Origin of the sequence: Wolbachia endosymbiont (group A) of Gymnosoma rotundatum, assembly GCF_947250765.1 — a bacterium.
Taxonomy (GTDB): domain Bacteria; phylum Pseudomonadota; class Alphaproteobacteria; order Rickettsiales; family Anaplasmataceae; genus Wolbachia; species Wolbachia pipientis.
On sequence record NZ_OX366347.1, the window covers coordinates 1,342,601 to 1,357,798 of the forward strand.

General features: G+C 34.5%; 14 protein-coding genes and 3 pseudogenes. 4 read left to right on the top strand and 13 right to left on the bottom strand.

Features of this window, described 5'->3' with window-relative positions; translation table 11 throughout:
* Positions 1 to 13 precede the first annotated feature (13 nt).
* Positions 14 to 895: a zinc ABC transporter substrate-binding protein gene (locus OOK97_RS06750; RefSeq protein WP_264705259.1), complete on the bottom strand. Its 882-nt coding sequence runs from the start codon at positions 893 to 895 to the stop codon at positions 14 to 16.
* Between OOK97_RS06750 and OOK97_RS06755 the strand changes: the two genes are divergently transcribed.
* A complete protein-coding gene (locus tag OOK97_RS06755; RefSeq protein ID WP_006279528.1) occupies positions 887 to 1,627 on the top strand; it encodes a metal ABC transporter ATP-binding protein in 741 nt (246 codons plus the stop codon). The genes OOK97_RS06750 and OOK97_RS06755 overlap by 9 nt on opposite strands.
* Entirely contained in the window at positions 1,624 to 3,054 is a 1,431-nt protein-coding gene (ubiB, locus tag OOK97_RS06760) for a 2-polyprenylphenol 6-hydroxylase (RefSeq protein ID WP_236514429.1), read from the top strand. The genes OOK97_RS06755 and ubiB overlap by 4 nt, the downstream gene beginning before the upstream one ends.
* A 416-nt stretch (positions 3,055 to 3,470) precedes the next feature.
* Here ubiB and OOK97_RS06765 read toward each other — a convergent pair whose 3' ends face one another.
* From OOK97_RS06765 to OOK97_RS06780, 4 genes and pseudogenes are all read right to left on the bottom strand, one after another.
* Positions 3,471 to 3,806: a transposase gene (locus tag OOK97_RS06765; RefSeq protein WP_264705260.1), complete on the bottom strand. Its 336-nt coding sequence runs from the start codon at positions 3,804 to 3,806 to the stop codon at positions 3,471 to 3,473.
* A gap of 167 nt (positions 3,807 to 3,973) precedes the next feature.
* Positions 3,974 to 4,321, bottom strand: a complete 348-nt coding sequence (locus OOK97_RS06770) for an IS630 transposase-related protein (RefSeq protein ID WP_022626382.1) — start codon at positions 4,319 to 4,321, stop codon at positions 3,974 to 3,976.
* Positions 4,322 to 4,498: 177 nt separating this feature from the next.
* Positions 4,499 to 6,007: a hypothetical protein gene (locus OOK97_RS06775; protein WP_264705261.1), complete on the bottom strand. Its 1,509-nt coding sequence runs from the start codon at positions 6,005 to 6,007 to the stop codon at positions 4,499 to 4,501.
* A gap of 157 nt (positions 6,008 to 6,164) precedes the next feature.
* Positions 6,165 to 6,572, bottom strand: a pseudogene (locus OOK97_RS06780) (IS4 family transposase); the annotation flags it as partial.
* 216 nt (positions 6,573 to 6,788) lie between these two features.
* On the opposite strand from OOK97_RS06780, the pseudogene OOK97_RS06785 reads away from it, so the two are divergent.
* Positions 6,789 to 7,728 (top strand): annotated as a pseudogene (locus OOK97_RS06785) (IS110 family RNA-guided transposase).
* A gap of 193 nt (positions 7,729 to 7,921) precedes the next feature.
* Here OOK97_RS06785 and OOK97_RS06790 read toward each other — a convergent pair.
* The 6 genes and pseudogenes from OOK97_RS06790 to rlmB form a co-directional block, all read right to left on the bottom strand.
* Positions 7,922 to 8,904, bottom strand: a pseudogene (locus tag OOK97_RS06790) (IS4 family transposase); the annotation flags it as partial.
* 26 nt (positions 8,905 to 8,930) lie between these two features.
* Positions 8,931 to 9,128, bottom strand: a complete 198-nt coding sequence (locus OOK97_RS06795; RefSeq protein ID WP_264705262.1) for a hypothetical protein — start codon at positions 9,126 to 9,128, stop codon at positions 8,931 to 8,933.
* A gap of 229 nt (positions 9,129 to 9,357) precedes the next feature.
* Positions 9,358 to 10,335 carry a quinone oxidoreductase family protein gene (locus OOK97_RS06800; protein WP_253303422.1) on the bottom strand — a complete coding sequence of 326 codons (978 nt, stop codon included), beginning with the start codon at positions 10,333 to 10,335 and terminating at the stop codon, positions 9,358 to 9,360.
* Between the two features lie 170 nt (positions 10,336 to 10,505).
* The gene (locus tag OOK97_RS06805) at positions 10,506 to 11,042 is read right to left on the bottom strand and encodes a cytochrome c oxidase assembly protein (protein ID WP_264705264.1); all 537 of its coding nucleotides are present in this window, start codon (positions 11,040 to 11,042) and stop codon (positions 10,506 to 10,508) included.
* A complete protein-coding gene (locus OOK97_RS06810; RefSeq protein ID WP_264705265.1) occupies positions 11,043 to 11,765 on the bottom strand; it encodes a Bax inhibitor-1/YccA family protein in 723 nt (240 codons plus the stop codon).
* Positions 11,766 to 11,844: 79 nt separating this feature from the next.
* Positions 11,845 to 12,609 (bottom strand): 23S rRNA (guanosine(2251)-2'-O)-methyltransferase RlmB, encoded by a 765-nt coding sequence (gene rlmB / locus OOK97_RS06815; RefSeq protein WP_264705266.1) that lies wholly within the window; start codon positions 12,607 to 12,609, stop codon positions 11,845 to 11,847.
* A gap of 92 nt (positions 12,610 to 12,701) precedes the next feature.
* Between rlmB and OOK97_RS06820 the strand changes: the two genes are divergently transcribed.
* Complete coding sequence (locus tag OOK97_RS06820) at positions 12,702 to 13,196, top strand: Smr/MutS family protein (protein WP_264705679.1); 495 nt, start codon at positions 12,702 to 12,704, stop codon at positions 13,194 to 13,196.
* Here OOK97_RS06820 and OOK97_RS06825 read toward each other — a convergent pair.
* Together OOK97_RS06825 and OOK97_RS06830 are read right to left on the bottom strand one after the other, a co-directional pair.
* Positions 13,173 to 13,334, bottom strand: coding sequence for a hypothetical protein (locus OOK97_RS06825; RefSeq protein WP_264705267.1), 162 nt, complete (start codon positions 13,332 to 13,334; stop codon positions 13,173 to 13,175). The genes OOK97_RS06820 and OOK97_RS06825 overlap by 24 nt on opposite strands.
* A 745-nt stretch (positions 13,335 to 14,079) precedes the next feature.
* Positions 14,080 to 15,114, bottom strand: coding sequence for an aspartate-semialdehyde dehydrogenase (locus OOK97_RS06830; protein ID WP_012673309.1), 1,035 nt, complete (start codon positions 15,112 to 15,114; stop codon positions 14,080 to 14,082).
* Positions 15,115 to 15,198: the final 84 nt, after the last annotated feature.

Sequence of the window (15,198 nt, forward strand, 5' to 3'; positions counted from 1 at the left end):
AAAAGGGAACTTATTACTCAACAAAACAAGACTTAAAATTTTGTGCAATGTTATTGATTATAGCTAGATATGCATCTTTTCCAGGCTCTATGTCTGATCCAATAGGATCAAGAACTACCATTTTTGCGTCATTAGAAAGAGCATTAGGCTTTATGCTGTCTTCCTGTGAATGAGCAAATATACATTTAACGCTTTCTTCCTTCATTATCTTTTTTAGCTTCATTAAACTCCTCATACCTATGTAAGAATCCTCTTCTATGGAAAGAATGGCGCTTGGGTGATTTAAACCAAAATATTTTTCAAAATATTGATAAGCATCGTGAGTGACGATATATTTTTGATTTTTAAAATCATTCAGTTCTTTCATGATTTCTTTTACTTCTTGGTCTATTTTTTTTATAGCTTTTGTTGCATTAGAGTTGTATCGATGGGAATTTTCTTTATCTATGTTAGACAATGTTGCACTTACAGAAAGTATCATGCTCTTTGCATTTTCGGGACTCAGCCAAATGTGTAAATCTTTTTCATCTTTAATGTGAGTAATTTTTCTAGAAAATGAATGTGGCCGAGTAGGAAGTAGGTTGATTGCCTTTGACAATTGCACTAGTTCTTTATTATTTTTGGCGAAAGTTTGAACAAACGTCTCTAAGTTATCGTCAACATAAAATATAACGTCACTTGATTCTAAATTACTCGCATCAGATGGCTTTAATATATAATTATGCGCAGATGTTGCATAGCCAAGCAATTCCGGTTCTAAAATCCCTTCTGTAATAGAAGCTACAAGTGAGTGGATAGGTTTGATTGTAGCTACAACTTTTAAATTGGATGAAAAGGCGATATTATAGTATAGTGTAAATGAAAGTAATAGAAAAAAAGTCAGTAAATGTCTCATATAAACGTTGAGAAGAAGTTAAATTTTGTCAATAAATTGAATAATGTCAATAATCGTGTTCTAAAAATAGAAAATCTTGCTCTCACATATGATGGTAAAAGAATCCTTGACAATATCAATATGTTCATGGAAAGAGGAGACATAATTACAATACTTGGTCCAAATGGTGGAGGTAAAACCTCTTTAGTGAAAGCAATTGCTGGCATAAATAAAAGCTGTACCGGTAATATCGTATTTGCTGACAACATAAAAATTGGCTATATGCCGCAAAATTTTAGTATTAGTAATTTGATGCCAATAACAGTTGAATATTTCCTTTTAAATAGCTCCTTGAAAAGACTAAAGAAAAATCAATCCATTATTACAGAAACGATAGAGTTGGTTGGTATCGGTAACATTTTGAAGAATCAAGTGTTAGAAATTTCTGCAGGGCAAACACAATTATTGCTACTTGCACGTTGTTTAATTGCAGAGCCTGACTTGATCATTCTAGATGAACCAGTTAGTGCAATGGATATTAACGCGCGGGCTAAATTTTATGATATTATAAATAAAATAGCAAAAAAACGATTGGTATCGATTCTTATGACTTCTCATGATCTTAACTCTGCTCTACCATCCTCAGATTACATAATTTGTATAAATAATACTATCTATTGCCAAGGCAAGCCTGATGAGATTATGAAAAATAGAACCCTAAATGAAATATTTAGCAGTTACGCAGCGAAATGATTCAAAATATTTTGCGTCTTCTGCACATAACTACGGTGCTGACGCGTTACAATATATTACCTTATTTACTTCCACCATCAAAAAAATCAATAAATAAAATACAAGGCCACAAGCTAAAGTGTGCTCTTGAAAAATTAGGTCCGGTGTTCATTAAGTTTGGGCAGTCTATCTCATCACGTACTGATGTTTTAAATGAAGATATAACAAATAACTTGTTATTGATATGTGATAGATTGCCATCATTTTCACATAAAATAGCAGTTAAAACTATAGAAAGTGAGTTTAATTGTAAATTGAGCGACATTTTTTCAAGCTTTTCTGAAAAGCCAATTGCAGCAGCATCGATTTCTCAGGTGCATAGAGCGGTTACAACTGAGGGTAAGGAAGTTGCTGTGAAGGTTTTAAGGCCAAATATTGAGAAAACATTCTCAAGAGATATAAAAATGCTTTCTTGGCTTGCAGAAATTGCAGAAAAATTTAGCGAACAATCAAAAAGGCTGAGGCCAATTGAATTAGTTAAAACTTTTGCTGAAATTTGCCGATTAGAGTTAGATCTACGTTTTGAAGCTGCTCACTCTTCGGAACTAAAGAAAAACACAAAAAATGACAGAGGTTTTTATGTACCTGAAATAGATTGGAATAGAACTGCAAAAAAGGTTTTAACATTAGAATGGATAGAAGCAACGCCAATATACGAAGTTGAAAAACTGAATAATCATAAGCAAATAGCTATCAATCTTATAGAATCGTTTTGTAATCAGGTATACAGGGATTGTTTTTTTCATGCTGATATGCATCCTGGAAATCTAATGGTTGATAGTAATAACAATATTATTGCTCTGGATTGTGGAATCATGGGTAGAATAGATCGTGAGACATGCTATTACGTTATAGAGATACTCAAAGGCTTTTTAAATCGGGATTATGATCACGTTGCAAAAATGCACTTTAAAGCTGGTTACGTTTCATCACAGCATAGAAATTTTGTCACAGCTTGCAGGGCAATAGGTGAACCCATTATTGGGCAGCCTATACAGAAGATTTCATTTGCTAGTTTACTTGCTCAGCTATTAAAAATAACTGGTGATTTTGATATGAAAGTTCAAACACAATTGTTATTGCTGCAGAAAACTATGATTTTACTGGAAGGGACATGTAGAAAGATCTACCCAGAAATCAATATGTGGAAAGTAGTTGAAGCGTGGATAAGCAGTCAACATGAAAGTAAAATAGGGTATAGGGAAAAAATTAGAAGTTCTTATCCTGTAAAAACAATCCAAGGGATATTTAGCCTTATAGAAAAATTAAACCTAATAGCTGATAAAAAATTAGAAAACATCCAAATTAAAAATAAATCAAATGGAAAAGTCTATTTTTTATTGTGGTTTGTAATTATAATTCTAATCGTTAAACTTTTAATTTCTTAAACTATGGGAAAAAACTGCGTCAAATCCAATTTTTATTCAACTTAATTTTTAATCTGCAGGAGCCGAGTTGAGAATGTCCAATTTTCCACTTTCTTTATGTATCTGTTCAGCAGAGTGGCAAAATAAGGTAGACGAGAAAAGACAACTATAGGAACAAATGGGTGTCATGCCAGTGCGTGACACTGGCCTCTTGTTTCAATGTTAAACAAAATACCATAGAATTCAAAAAGACAATTCCTAGAAAATTTCTACATCTAAAAAAGGCATAAGTTATGTTAATGCTGTTTGAATGAGATGATATAAAGATAAGCCAAATTTTTACAAAGAAAACATTTCAAGCAGCAAGACACCTTTGATTGAAAGAGAGCACCAAATTTATGGGGTGAGTAACTGTGCTATTTCAACTATAGTATTTTCTAAAACGAATGATAAACGTCTAAAATGGTATTACCAACTAAAAGGTGTAAGTCTGTACATTGATGCATTAGAGGTCTGAGGCAACTTTTGATGGTGTGCCAACAATGCTCTATCGGATTTAGATCAGGTGAATATGTTGGAAGATAAAGCAAATGACAGCCAAAAGACTCTATTAATGACTTTGTTTTGGGAGTTTTATGGAATGTAGCATTATCCATAACTATGGTTGTATCACGCTGTAATTGTGGAAGTAATCTTCGCTCTAACCGTACATTAAATATATCTTTATTACACCCTCCTGTGAAGGTCATTGGTGCAATAAACTTCTCATCCACCTATTATACTCACTCTTTCCCGCTTTTTTCCTGGAACATCAGCATATATTTTTTCTCCTCTTGGAGCTCGTGCATATTCTCGGTATAGTCTATTATCAACTCCTGCTTCATCTATATATAAAATGCTACAGTGGTCTATTTTTGAGACTTTATCGATAAATTGCTGCCTATCTTCTTGATTGCGCTCTTGATAGAATGTGACTTTTTTTAAAGGTTATTTTTAGCTGTCTTAATCTATACCAAATTGCACTTATCCCAAAGCCAAGGTTTTGTTTCATTTCTGCTAGTGTGTGATCTGGGTGTTTTTTGACATATTCTTTGAGTATTTCTGGATCTATTTTTCGAATAAAACCAGTACTTTTTACCGCTTTGAGACCTTGGCCAGTAGCTTTCTTTTTTAGCCATCTATATAGTGTTGCTATCCCTATCTCAAAAACCTCTGCAACTTCAACCTTTGACTTTCCTTTTTCTACCAAAGACACTGCTTTTTCCCTTAAATCTACACTATATACCATTGCTTTCCCTACTTTAAAAAAACATATTATACCTTTATCATTCGCTTTTGAAAATACTATAGTTAGCGGAATGACGGTTTTTCAAATTGTCGGTAAATCTAATTCAGTTTAGCTATAATTTCCTAAATTTGCTCACAATCTCTTGACTTGACACATATGTTTTTTTCCCAAATGTTACTATCTTCCTCCTTTTCCTTTCTCAATTTGTGCAACCATTTCCTTTACATTTGCATGCGTGAGAAGGGAATTTTTGCTGACATGAGATTTTGGATCAGATTTTGCTGTTACGTGTTTCGTTGCAGATCTTTTATTCTCTGTTAGAAATGAATGAGATTGTTTTTTCTTCACACCGATATCCGCTTGTGCTGCTGGAGTGGTTTTGCTTTCAGCAAGCTGTACATTAGCATTTCCTTTTGCTTGATTTTGCTCAAATTTTTCTTTTAATGCCTTTACTTTACTGCCCATCTCGCGATTAGCTCCTCCTTTCATAGTAGCTGCTGCTACTTTTGGTATCGCCTTACCAGCAGCTTTTTGTGCTGATTTCCTATTGTCTTGATTTTCAGATTTTAGTGGTACTCTTTCAGCTGATTTTTTAAGAATTACTCCTACTACTTTTGGCTCTGTGCTTACTTTTTGATTAGCACGGCTTAGATTTTTAGGCTTTGGCGGTACTGCAGGTTTATCTTTGATTACCACTTTCGATTCTTGTCTAACTTCTTGACCAGTAGTAAACATTTTTTTTGGCACTTGCGGTGGTTTTGGTGGTACGAGGGATTGAGGTTGTTGTTTCTGCTTACGTTCTCTTTTTGCTTCTATATGTTCTTTAGGAACTGTTGCATAAATTGGCTCTTCTTTGGGCGATTTTGAACTCTGCGAATTTTCTATTAAAATTTTACTCTTCTTCTCTTGATAATTTGATATCTCTTTGTATACAGACTCTTCATTTAATGAACTTCCATAGCCTGAATCCTCAGAAGGATTTTCCTTAGCATCAGGCATACTAAAACTATTAGCTCCTTTTAGTAAAGAAGATGTAGACTTTGCCTTGCTTTCTCCATCTGAGGATATTTCTGATTTAAAGCGTACCTTCCTCGAATCTGGAGCAGCCGGAGGTGCTGTTGTTGGTCGCTTTATTTGCCTCATGCGATTACCACCTAATTTTTCTTTCGGCTGTTCTTCTTTTCGCAGCTCAAAAGTACCTTCCTTTTGCTTTCTACCTTCCAAACTCACTTCGTGTGATCTATCTTTTCCTTGACTCTTTTCACTTTGTTCTAAATTTAAAGAATCTTTTAAAATATTATTTTTTCTGAAATCTTTTTCTAATTGTTCCAAGAGATCAATTTTTTTTAAAATTCTTGTATACTTAGCTGCTGTTTCTAAAGTGAAACTTGACAACTCATCATTTACAAAATTACTTATACTACTGTTCTTGGTTGGAAAAATTTTTCCCAAAATTCTATTCATTAATGTTTTAAAAAGACCTAATGGCTGTTCTACATAATTGTTCAAGTCAGTATATATAACAAACTCAGCTATACCTTTTGCCTCACCTGTAAAACCTTCTAATGCATGAGATAAATCCCTTAACGTTTTGTTATATTGTTTCTCTGCATTTCCTAGCTTTACAGCTTTGATCAGAGAATCGAGATTTTTTTTATAGTTCTCACTTTTAAATGGATTATTCATACTAATTACAGCTCATTATTTATTAAAATATAGATCTAAAATATTAAGATCTAGTAAATGTTACTTTTGTAATTCATGTAGAACTATAGCTATAATAAGTAAGATTTCCCTACGTCATACCGCCGCGGTATCTCCAGATCCCGCTAACAACTTACTATTACCCACAAATATGAGGTTCGTGAGCAAGTCGCCATCCTTCTGCTAAATCAAAGAGACGTTTATATCCTTTCCAAAGAGTAATTGGTCCTGGTTTTGGGTCGCTTTTTCTTGCTAAATGACCTCCAAGTTCACGAAACGGCTTCTTTTATAGTAGGGGCTATATTTGGACATGGTTTCCTGTGTATTTTAACATATAAAACTTTCCATTCTTCCTCAGCTAATAAGGCAGTACATGGTAATGTTGGGTTAGTTCTTGCAATTGATGTAATAAAGAAAATTCTCCAAGCAATAATGCTCATGACTGTTAAATACCTCATTAATCTTTCTGCTATTCCAAGCCTACATTCTTCAACTTTGAGACCGGATTTAAAATTTTATGTAATATCTCTATTTTCCATCTAAGGCAATTGTAAGTTAAAAACGTGATATAAAAGAGATAAGAGAGAAAGATAACCCTGCTCACTAGGAATAGCGGGCGTGCGCGACCGAAAGGAAATTGGTATTACAACCGTTGGTATCAAGGTACGCTAGCCCTATCTCTCGATACGTTTGAATAGTTGCTTGGGACATATATATGCACCCGTTTACAATCTTAAATTAACTAAAACTATCGAGGTTTATTATGGTTACATCTTATCAAAATTTTATTGGCATTGACATCGGAAAATTTAAAAATGTCGTTGCAATTCACAAACAGAAGAATGCTGTCGAATTTGATAATAATGCTTCTGGTTGGCAACAATTATTTCAAGAGTTTTCAGATATTCTACCTAATGCTTTAGTGACTTTAGAAAATACAGGGAAATATGAGCTTGGCTTATCACATTTTCTTACCGACAAAAATATTGCCGTGCATCGAGCTAATACTCGTAAAGTAAAAAGCTTTATTTTATCTCACGGAACTTTAGCAAAGTCTAGATGCAAGAGCTCTTGCTCAATATGGATTTGAACGCCATAGAACTATCTCTCTATTTGTACCTACCTCTACAGAACAATCAACTTTGGCTGCACTTTGTCAACGTCGTGATGATATTACGCAAATGAGAACTCAAGAAAAATGCAGACTTGAAGCACCGGAAAATGATCATATAAAAGAAAGCTGTCAAAAGACCATTGAGTTTTTCGATAGTCAAATAAACGAACTCAATGATACTATACAAAAGATTATTGATGAAAGCCGCGAATTACAACAACGCCAAAAAATTCTTAAAACAGTTCCTGGAATAGGTAAAAAGTTATCACAAGATTTTTTGTGTTTAATGCCAGAGCTTGGTTACTTAAATAGAAAAGAAGTAGCAAGTCTTGCCGGAGTTGCACCGCATCCAAAAGAAAGTGGTAAAGCTGTTGGTTACCGAAGGATTACAGGTGGTAGAAGTAACGTTCGTTCAAAGCTCTTTACAGCCGCTATGGCTGCTACAAGGTCAAAATCTATACTTGGCGCCTTTTATTCTAAGCTTGTTGAAAGTGGTAAGAAGAAGATGGTGGCTATAACAGCCCTAATGCGTAAAATTATAGTAATTGCTAATACAAGACTTAAAGAAGCAATTAATTTGCATACTTAAAAATCTTCACAACGGTAACTGAAATTGGCTAATGAATATGTGCGTCCACACAGACTTAAAGCACATATTCATTAGCTTAAGCAGAAATTGCTGTGGTAGCTGTTTGATATAAAATTCTATTTCTATGACAAACGGGTTTTTATTGCCCATATAATTTGCAAAATTACACAAATAAAAAAATTTTTAAAAAACATAGTTGATACCAACTAATTTTTTCAACAGCTTCATCGAAAGTATTAACTGAAAGATTCGTTAATAGCATCCATTCTAGCGGTTTTTTTTAAGGGAAGGGGAGTTTTCTCAACAACATAAACTGCATAAAGTGGTAATTTAGGTAGTTCTTCCGTCTTATGCCTAATATTATTCTTAGATGGATTCATCATAAACTTTCCAAATCTAACTTCCAAACGTGCTGTTCTTTTTGGCTTATTATCTTTTACAGGAACTTCAACTTCTACCGTACCTGCACAATGAGAGGATTTAATAAATGCCCATAACTTCTGCTCACCTTTTTCAGGATATCGAGATTTTCTATTTACTGCTCTATCTCTGCATGCTCTAACTAGCACTGCCGAATTAAGACTATGTGCAAGCTCAAAAAAGTCATATATATCTGCTTCTCTATCGCATACAGTTATAGTCTCAGTTTGAGTTGGATCAATAATATTATTTGTTTTTCTTAAAGTTTCCAACCACTTTACGCTTTCTTTATCTTCAATGCGATCGCTCTTTTTTTTAAGGTTCTCAGTTTCTTCAGGTCTTAAATAAACTTTTTGATCTAGTATCCCTAGTACCAAACCTTCTATACTAACGGCAAGAGCTGTATGCATTATAATACCTTTTGCAGTATCATAACTGGACAAATTTGCTAATCCGCTTGTTTTTTTATGGTTATTATATACAATGTAACTGGTATCTTGAATGACAAGAACCCTCTTGTGAGCTTTTGTTCTCTCAACTGTTTTATCAATGTGTGAAGCTAGAATATCGACTTCTTTTACGTTCTCATTTTAAAAAAAACGATATGCTGCTTTTGCTTCTGACCAACTTTCACATGCTTGATTAATCTAACTTTCAGGTAATTTTGTCAAACATATCAGCAATCTTTACTAATCGCTCAGTTAACCTTTTATCTCCAAATTCATTTTTAGCCCATTCATTACTCTCGTTTGCCATTTTTATACCCTCAATATTTGCAAACTCTAATATTGTAATACTTTATTTATAAGTACATTTATATTTGTGGGTAATAGTAAGGAATGACACCGTCTTGGATGGAAACCAGTGTCAGCTACTTTCATGACACCATCATAAGGTGAAACTGGATCCCAGTGTCTGGGCACTGGGATGACAAGAAGAGAGCACTGGAATGACAGGAGAAGGGGGGCTACTACCGTCATAAAGGAACCAGTGTCAGCTACTCGGATGATACCTTCTTTCTACTTAGTTTGGGTTATGCAAGAAGTCTATTCGCGGTATAGATTCCGCTAACACGTAGCGGGATGACGGTTGTCGGTAAATCTAAGTCAGTTTAGCTATATGCTTTTAATTCCCCCAAAAGGAGAATGAAATATGTGAAATTCTAGTTGATATAATTTAATGAATGGTTAGTTTAAATTACTAATTTATTTAAGAGACTTTGATGATATTTAGCCCACTCGCTTTTCTATTTTCCATATCACGATGTGCTTGAATTATTTCATCAAATTTATATTTTTTATTGATCCGTACAGTTAAAAGTTTTTTTCTTATCATCTCGAAGATTTCCATTGTGGTAAGCACTAATGTGAATCTATCATGCTTATAATGGTATATTGAGGTTCCAGTTGCAAATAACGAACGTGAACTAAGTAAAGAAAAACTAATAGGAGCGTTACCTGATATCTGCCCATAGGAAACGTATATGCCGAACCTGCCTAAAGATTCAAAAGAGAGCTTACTTGTAGCGTAACCTATGGGGTCATACACTGCACCTACTCCTCTGTTTTGCGTAATCTCCATAATTTTAGAAACGAAGTCTTTATCATTGTAGTTTATTGCGTATGTGCAGCCACTTTGTAAAGCTATCTTCATTTTTTCATCAGAGCTTACAGAACCTATCACTACACCTTTTTTATCCTTTGCCCATTGACATATTATTTGCCCTAAGCCACCATTAGCTCCATAAACTAGCACGAAAGCACCAGGCCTGATTTTATAAGATTGATTAACTAAATAGTGAGCTGTCATACCTTTAAACAGCACTGCAGCAGCAACTTCATCAGATATGTCATCTGGAATTTTTATCAGATATTTCTGGTGTATAATGCGCTTTTCACAATATGCCCCTGGAGGAGCTGTGCAATATCCAACTCTGTCTCCAACTTTGAATCCATCACTGATTTTTTTACCAAGTTTTTCAATAACCCCAACTGCTTCCACTCCAAGCACTGATGGTAAATTTTTAATTTTGCGTGTACCTTTTCTGTGCTCTAAATCATAACGATTTAAGCCGATAGTTGTGTGACGCACTAAGACTTCCTCGCCTTTTGGCTCACCTATGCTCTTATCTACAAATTCTAATACTTCTGGTCCCCCAGTTTTTTTAATTTGTATAGCTCTAACCATGATGAATATTAAGACAAAAACTTTGATTATGTTATCTAACAATTAATATTTTGCAAAGTTATTGTTTTCACAATCAATAGACTTCTTGCGTTACCTCCTGTCATTCCAGTGTCAGCTACTTGGATGACACCCTATTGATTACTGAAATGACATGGTTTGCAAACATTCTGTTACTTAAGCTTAAAAAACGTGTATGACAGTGTTATTTCGCTCAAATCTTTTGTATTGTTATCAAGCATTATCTCAGGATCTATATAAAAAGATACGGGCATAGCTGCTTTTTGTTTTGGTAGCAACATTTGTTCTTCAAAACAAAAGCATGCAATTTTATTGAAATACTTACCTGCTTTGAAAGGCGTAACGTTATACACCGCCATTCCAAATGAAGGCTGATCAGATAGATTTTTTGCGTAATAAAACGCTAAACTTTGTTCTCCTATGTTTACGTCAACGTAGTTAGTTTCTGATTTAAACTCCCAAGGTAGATCGGACATTATATCAGCATTGAAATGGACCCTGATCTTTTGGTTAGTTATATTTGTTGTTGTGTTAGTTACTTTTCTTATTGTGCCACCATACCCAGTAGCTTTACAAAAAATGCTATATAGAGGCACTGATGCATATGCAAGACATAACATCAAAAAAACTAAAGATATTAAAAAGAAAACTATAGAACTCTTACTGCCTTTCCTTAAAAAGGAAAACATCTAATCCCTATTGTTGAACAAGTTAAGTAACCTGAGTAAATTAAGGAATATATTGATGAAATCAAAATAAAGATTAGTTGCACCCAGTATTGCCAATTTAGTAGTAGCGACTTCTGATCCGTCGTTATATTTATAATAAACGTCCTTGATTCTTTGAGCATCATACGCAGTCATTAAAGTAAACACTATCACTGATATAAATGATATTGCAAAGTAGAGAGGACTACTTCCAAGAAATAAATTTACTATAGACGCAATGATTAACCCCCAAACTCCCATAATCAAGAAAGAGCCCATACTTGTAAGATCTCTTTTTGTGGTATTACCATATAAAGCCATAGAGCCAAACATGATTGATGTAATGAAAAACGCCCTTGCTATATTTTCTGCAGTATAAACTATAAAAACATAAGATAAGGAAAGCCCCATTAACACTGAGAACGAGAAAAATATAGTAACGGCAGACTGAGCACTTAGGTGTTGAATTCTATAAGACATGTAGAACACCAATGCAACCGGAGATAACATTACCACAAGCGATAGAATAGGATTAGAATAAATTACTTGAAAAAGACCAGAAAACACCGTTAAAAATGCAACAAGTCCTGTAACACCTAAAGCTAAAGCCATATAATTATATACTTTAGTTAGGTAACTTCTAAGCCCAGCACTATAATAAACGCCTTGAGAGCGAATATCCTGTTCATTTCTCATATAAGACATAATATAACTCCTTTTGTCCATTACTTAACACATTATAATATAAAACCACATTTTTATCAAGTATTTTTATTATAAACAGCTATGCGCTGGCATTTGTTTTAATATAAATAGAATATAGGCCTATTGCTGCTGCATTTGAAACATTTAAGCTGTCAATTACGTTTGATATTGGGATCTTTAAAAGATAATCACAATTTTCTTTAACTAACCTCCGCATTCCTTTCTCTTCAGAACCAAAAATAATTACTCTTTTTTTCTCAAAACTCTTTATTTCATCTATATTTTCTTTAGCATTGCAATCAAACCCGTAACACCAGTAGCCGACCTTTTTTAAATACTGCATAGTTTTTACTATATTTGTAACGTATATTAGCGGGACAATATCTAAAGCTCCACTTGCTGCTTTTGCAATAGATGCATTTTCACTCGGTGAGTGGTTATGTGGTAAAACCAATGCGTTGACATTAAAACAAGCTGAAGTTCTTAAAATTGATCCAATATTGTGCGTGTCAGTGACTTGATCTAAAATGACTATAGTAGAGCTATCGTTCGAGCTTTCAGCTACTTCTTCGATGCTTAAGTTATAAAGAATAGGGGCAACATTTAAAGCAATTCCTTGATGGTTAGCACCTTTGGGTAAAACGTCATTAAGTATTTTGTTTTCTACTAATCGAACTTTAATGCCCTTACTGTCTACACATTGCCTAATTTCTTTTTTGTGCTCTCTATAGAAATTTTCTGTTGCTAACAGTTCTATACACCGCCTATTTTTATTCTTCAGTGCTGACATGCAGGTGTGCTTTCCATACAGCCAAAAATTCTCATTAGTTTTTGACGATTTCATCGTATTATCGAAAATTGGGTTTTCATAGAATAAGCAACATTTTACTATGTTTGGATATTGTTGTAAAATTATACAATTCGATTAATGCGTTTATGTCGGACGATGAGTTGGATTGGCAAAAAAATGTTAAGCCAATAGAATGTGGGAAGGTCACTTTGAAAGTTGATCATAAAGTAAATATAAAGTCTATGGTTGATAAAGGTACCTCCGACTTACAAGGGAATTTTCTTAATACCAATAATGGTAACTCATCATTTTGTCTTGACTACAACACAAAATCAAAGATTGATAGGGGTAAATATTTTATAAGCGATAAGCTCGATTTGCATGGCTATAATATAGAGGATGCTTACTGTAAATTGATAGATTTTATTATCAAAAATTATCGAGCAGGGAATAGATGTTTATTGGTAATTACGGGATACGGCAGTGCAACAAATAAAACAGACACTATAAAGAATAACTTAAATAAGTGGTTAAATGATACTAAAATCCAGCATATGGTTCTATACTACCAGCAAGCTACGAAAAAACATGGTGGTAAAGGGGCTTTTTATGTTTTATTAAGAAGGCTTAGGCCCTATTAGCTGCTTAAGTTTCCTTTTAAGCCTTAATTTTTCTTGTATAACCATACAGTGTTCGGCAGCGCGTGACGCACAACTGTGCGAACATTGTGATTTGGGTCTACCAGGAAGGATGTCTCCCAGTACCTCTTTTCCCGTCATCCCGCTACGTGTTAGCGGGATCTCATTTCACTTTATGAGGGTGTCATCCGAGTAGCCCCTTTCTCGTCATCCCGCTACGTGTTAGCGGGATCTCATTTCACTTTATGAGGGTGTCATCCGAATAGCTTGACTACTTGGATCCAGATTGGATACTGAGTTGGTGAGTATAAAAGTATAGCTTCTACGTCATACCGCCGCGGTATCTCAGCCGCTAACAAGTAGCGGGGTGACGAGTTACTATACCGCTGCGAACCGTCATACCGCGATTTATTCCATAGCTGTACGAACATTCATTTTTGAAGGTAAACTGCACAGCAAATGGTGTCATTCCAGTGCTTGACACTGGAATCCAGCCGGCTTTGTTGCATCGCTAGCTATGATGGATTAAAGATAAAAAAGGTGGAGAATATCAGTAGCTTATTATTCTGGTATTTATAACAAGAACGGTCAGTGAATACCTAAATTTGAGTAAAAGAAATTTCACTACCACTCACTAATCCGGCTAAAATTCAAGAATTTCAATGCTTTAGCTATTTTCAATAGAATTAAATTTATTAATATAAATAACAAATTACTATTCTTAAATTTGATCAGATTGATTGCAAAAAAACAAGATTTTCAATAAGTTGCTTATAATCCTAATTATAGTTAGCCTTTCATAAGTAGCGATGCAACAAAGCCATTCCAGCGTCACGCGCTGCCATGTGGTATACAAATTTCCTTCGAATTACAACGTACGTGCGCTCTATATGCACTTGATTGACAAATGCTCTCTTATCAAAATCTCAAGAATCTGCACTATATTTAATGCTGCGCCTTTGCGCAGGTTGTCAGCCACTATCCACATATTTAATCCGTGCTCAACAGTATTGTCTCTTCTAATACGCGATACATATACAGCATTCTCCTGTACAACATCAATTTGAGTTATGTATTCACTATCTTCACGCCTGTTGTACACTAAAACTCCACTATCTTCGGCTTCACTTAGCACTTCACGAGCTTGTTCTTCAGTGATATGTTGATCAAATTCCACATTTACTGCCATAGCGTGACCGATAAAGACGGGTACCCTTACACAAGTTGCAGTAACTTTTATATCTTCCTCTAAAATTTTTTTTGTCTCCTCTTGCATTTTCCATTCCTCTTCTGTAGAACCATTTTCCATGAATTCTCCTACATGGGGAATGCAATTGAATGCTATTTGCTTAGAGAATATCTTGGGTTTTTTAGCTTCGTTCATAAAGATTTTTTTTGTCTGGTCATAGAGCTCATCCATTGCTGCTTTGCCTGCACCAGAAGTTGATTGATAAGTTGAAGCAACGATTCTCTTTATTTTTGCTTTTTGGTGTAATAGATGTAGTACTAGCAGCATCTGTATTGTAGTACAGTTTGGATTGGATATTATGTTGTGGTTTTTATATTCCATAATTTTTTCTTTATTAATCTCTGGAATAATGAGTGGCACACCCTCTTTCATTCTAAAATGGGAACTGTTATCTATCACGATGCATCCAGCCTGTGTTGCAATTGGTACATACTCTTCAGAAACATGAGATCCAGCACAGAAAATGGCTACATTAGTTCCAACGAAGTCATAATCCTCAAGGCATAAAACTGTTAACTCTTTGTCACCAAAGCTCACCTTCTTCCCTTCTGATTTTTTCGATGCAAGTGCAATAACGCAATCTATCGCCTCATCTTGAAATTCAGCAAGCGTGCTTAATACCTCACGCCCTACTCTTCCGGTTGCTCCAATAACAGCAATTTTGTATCCCATATAGATGAACCTCTAATTTCAAAGTTCTATTATATTTTTACTGACAAAATTTACAATTGTTTTAATATTTTTACCTTGCAATTA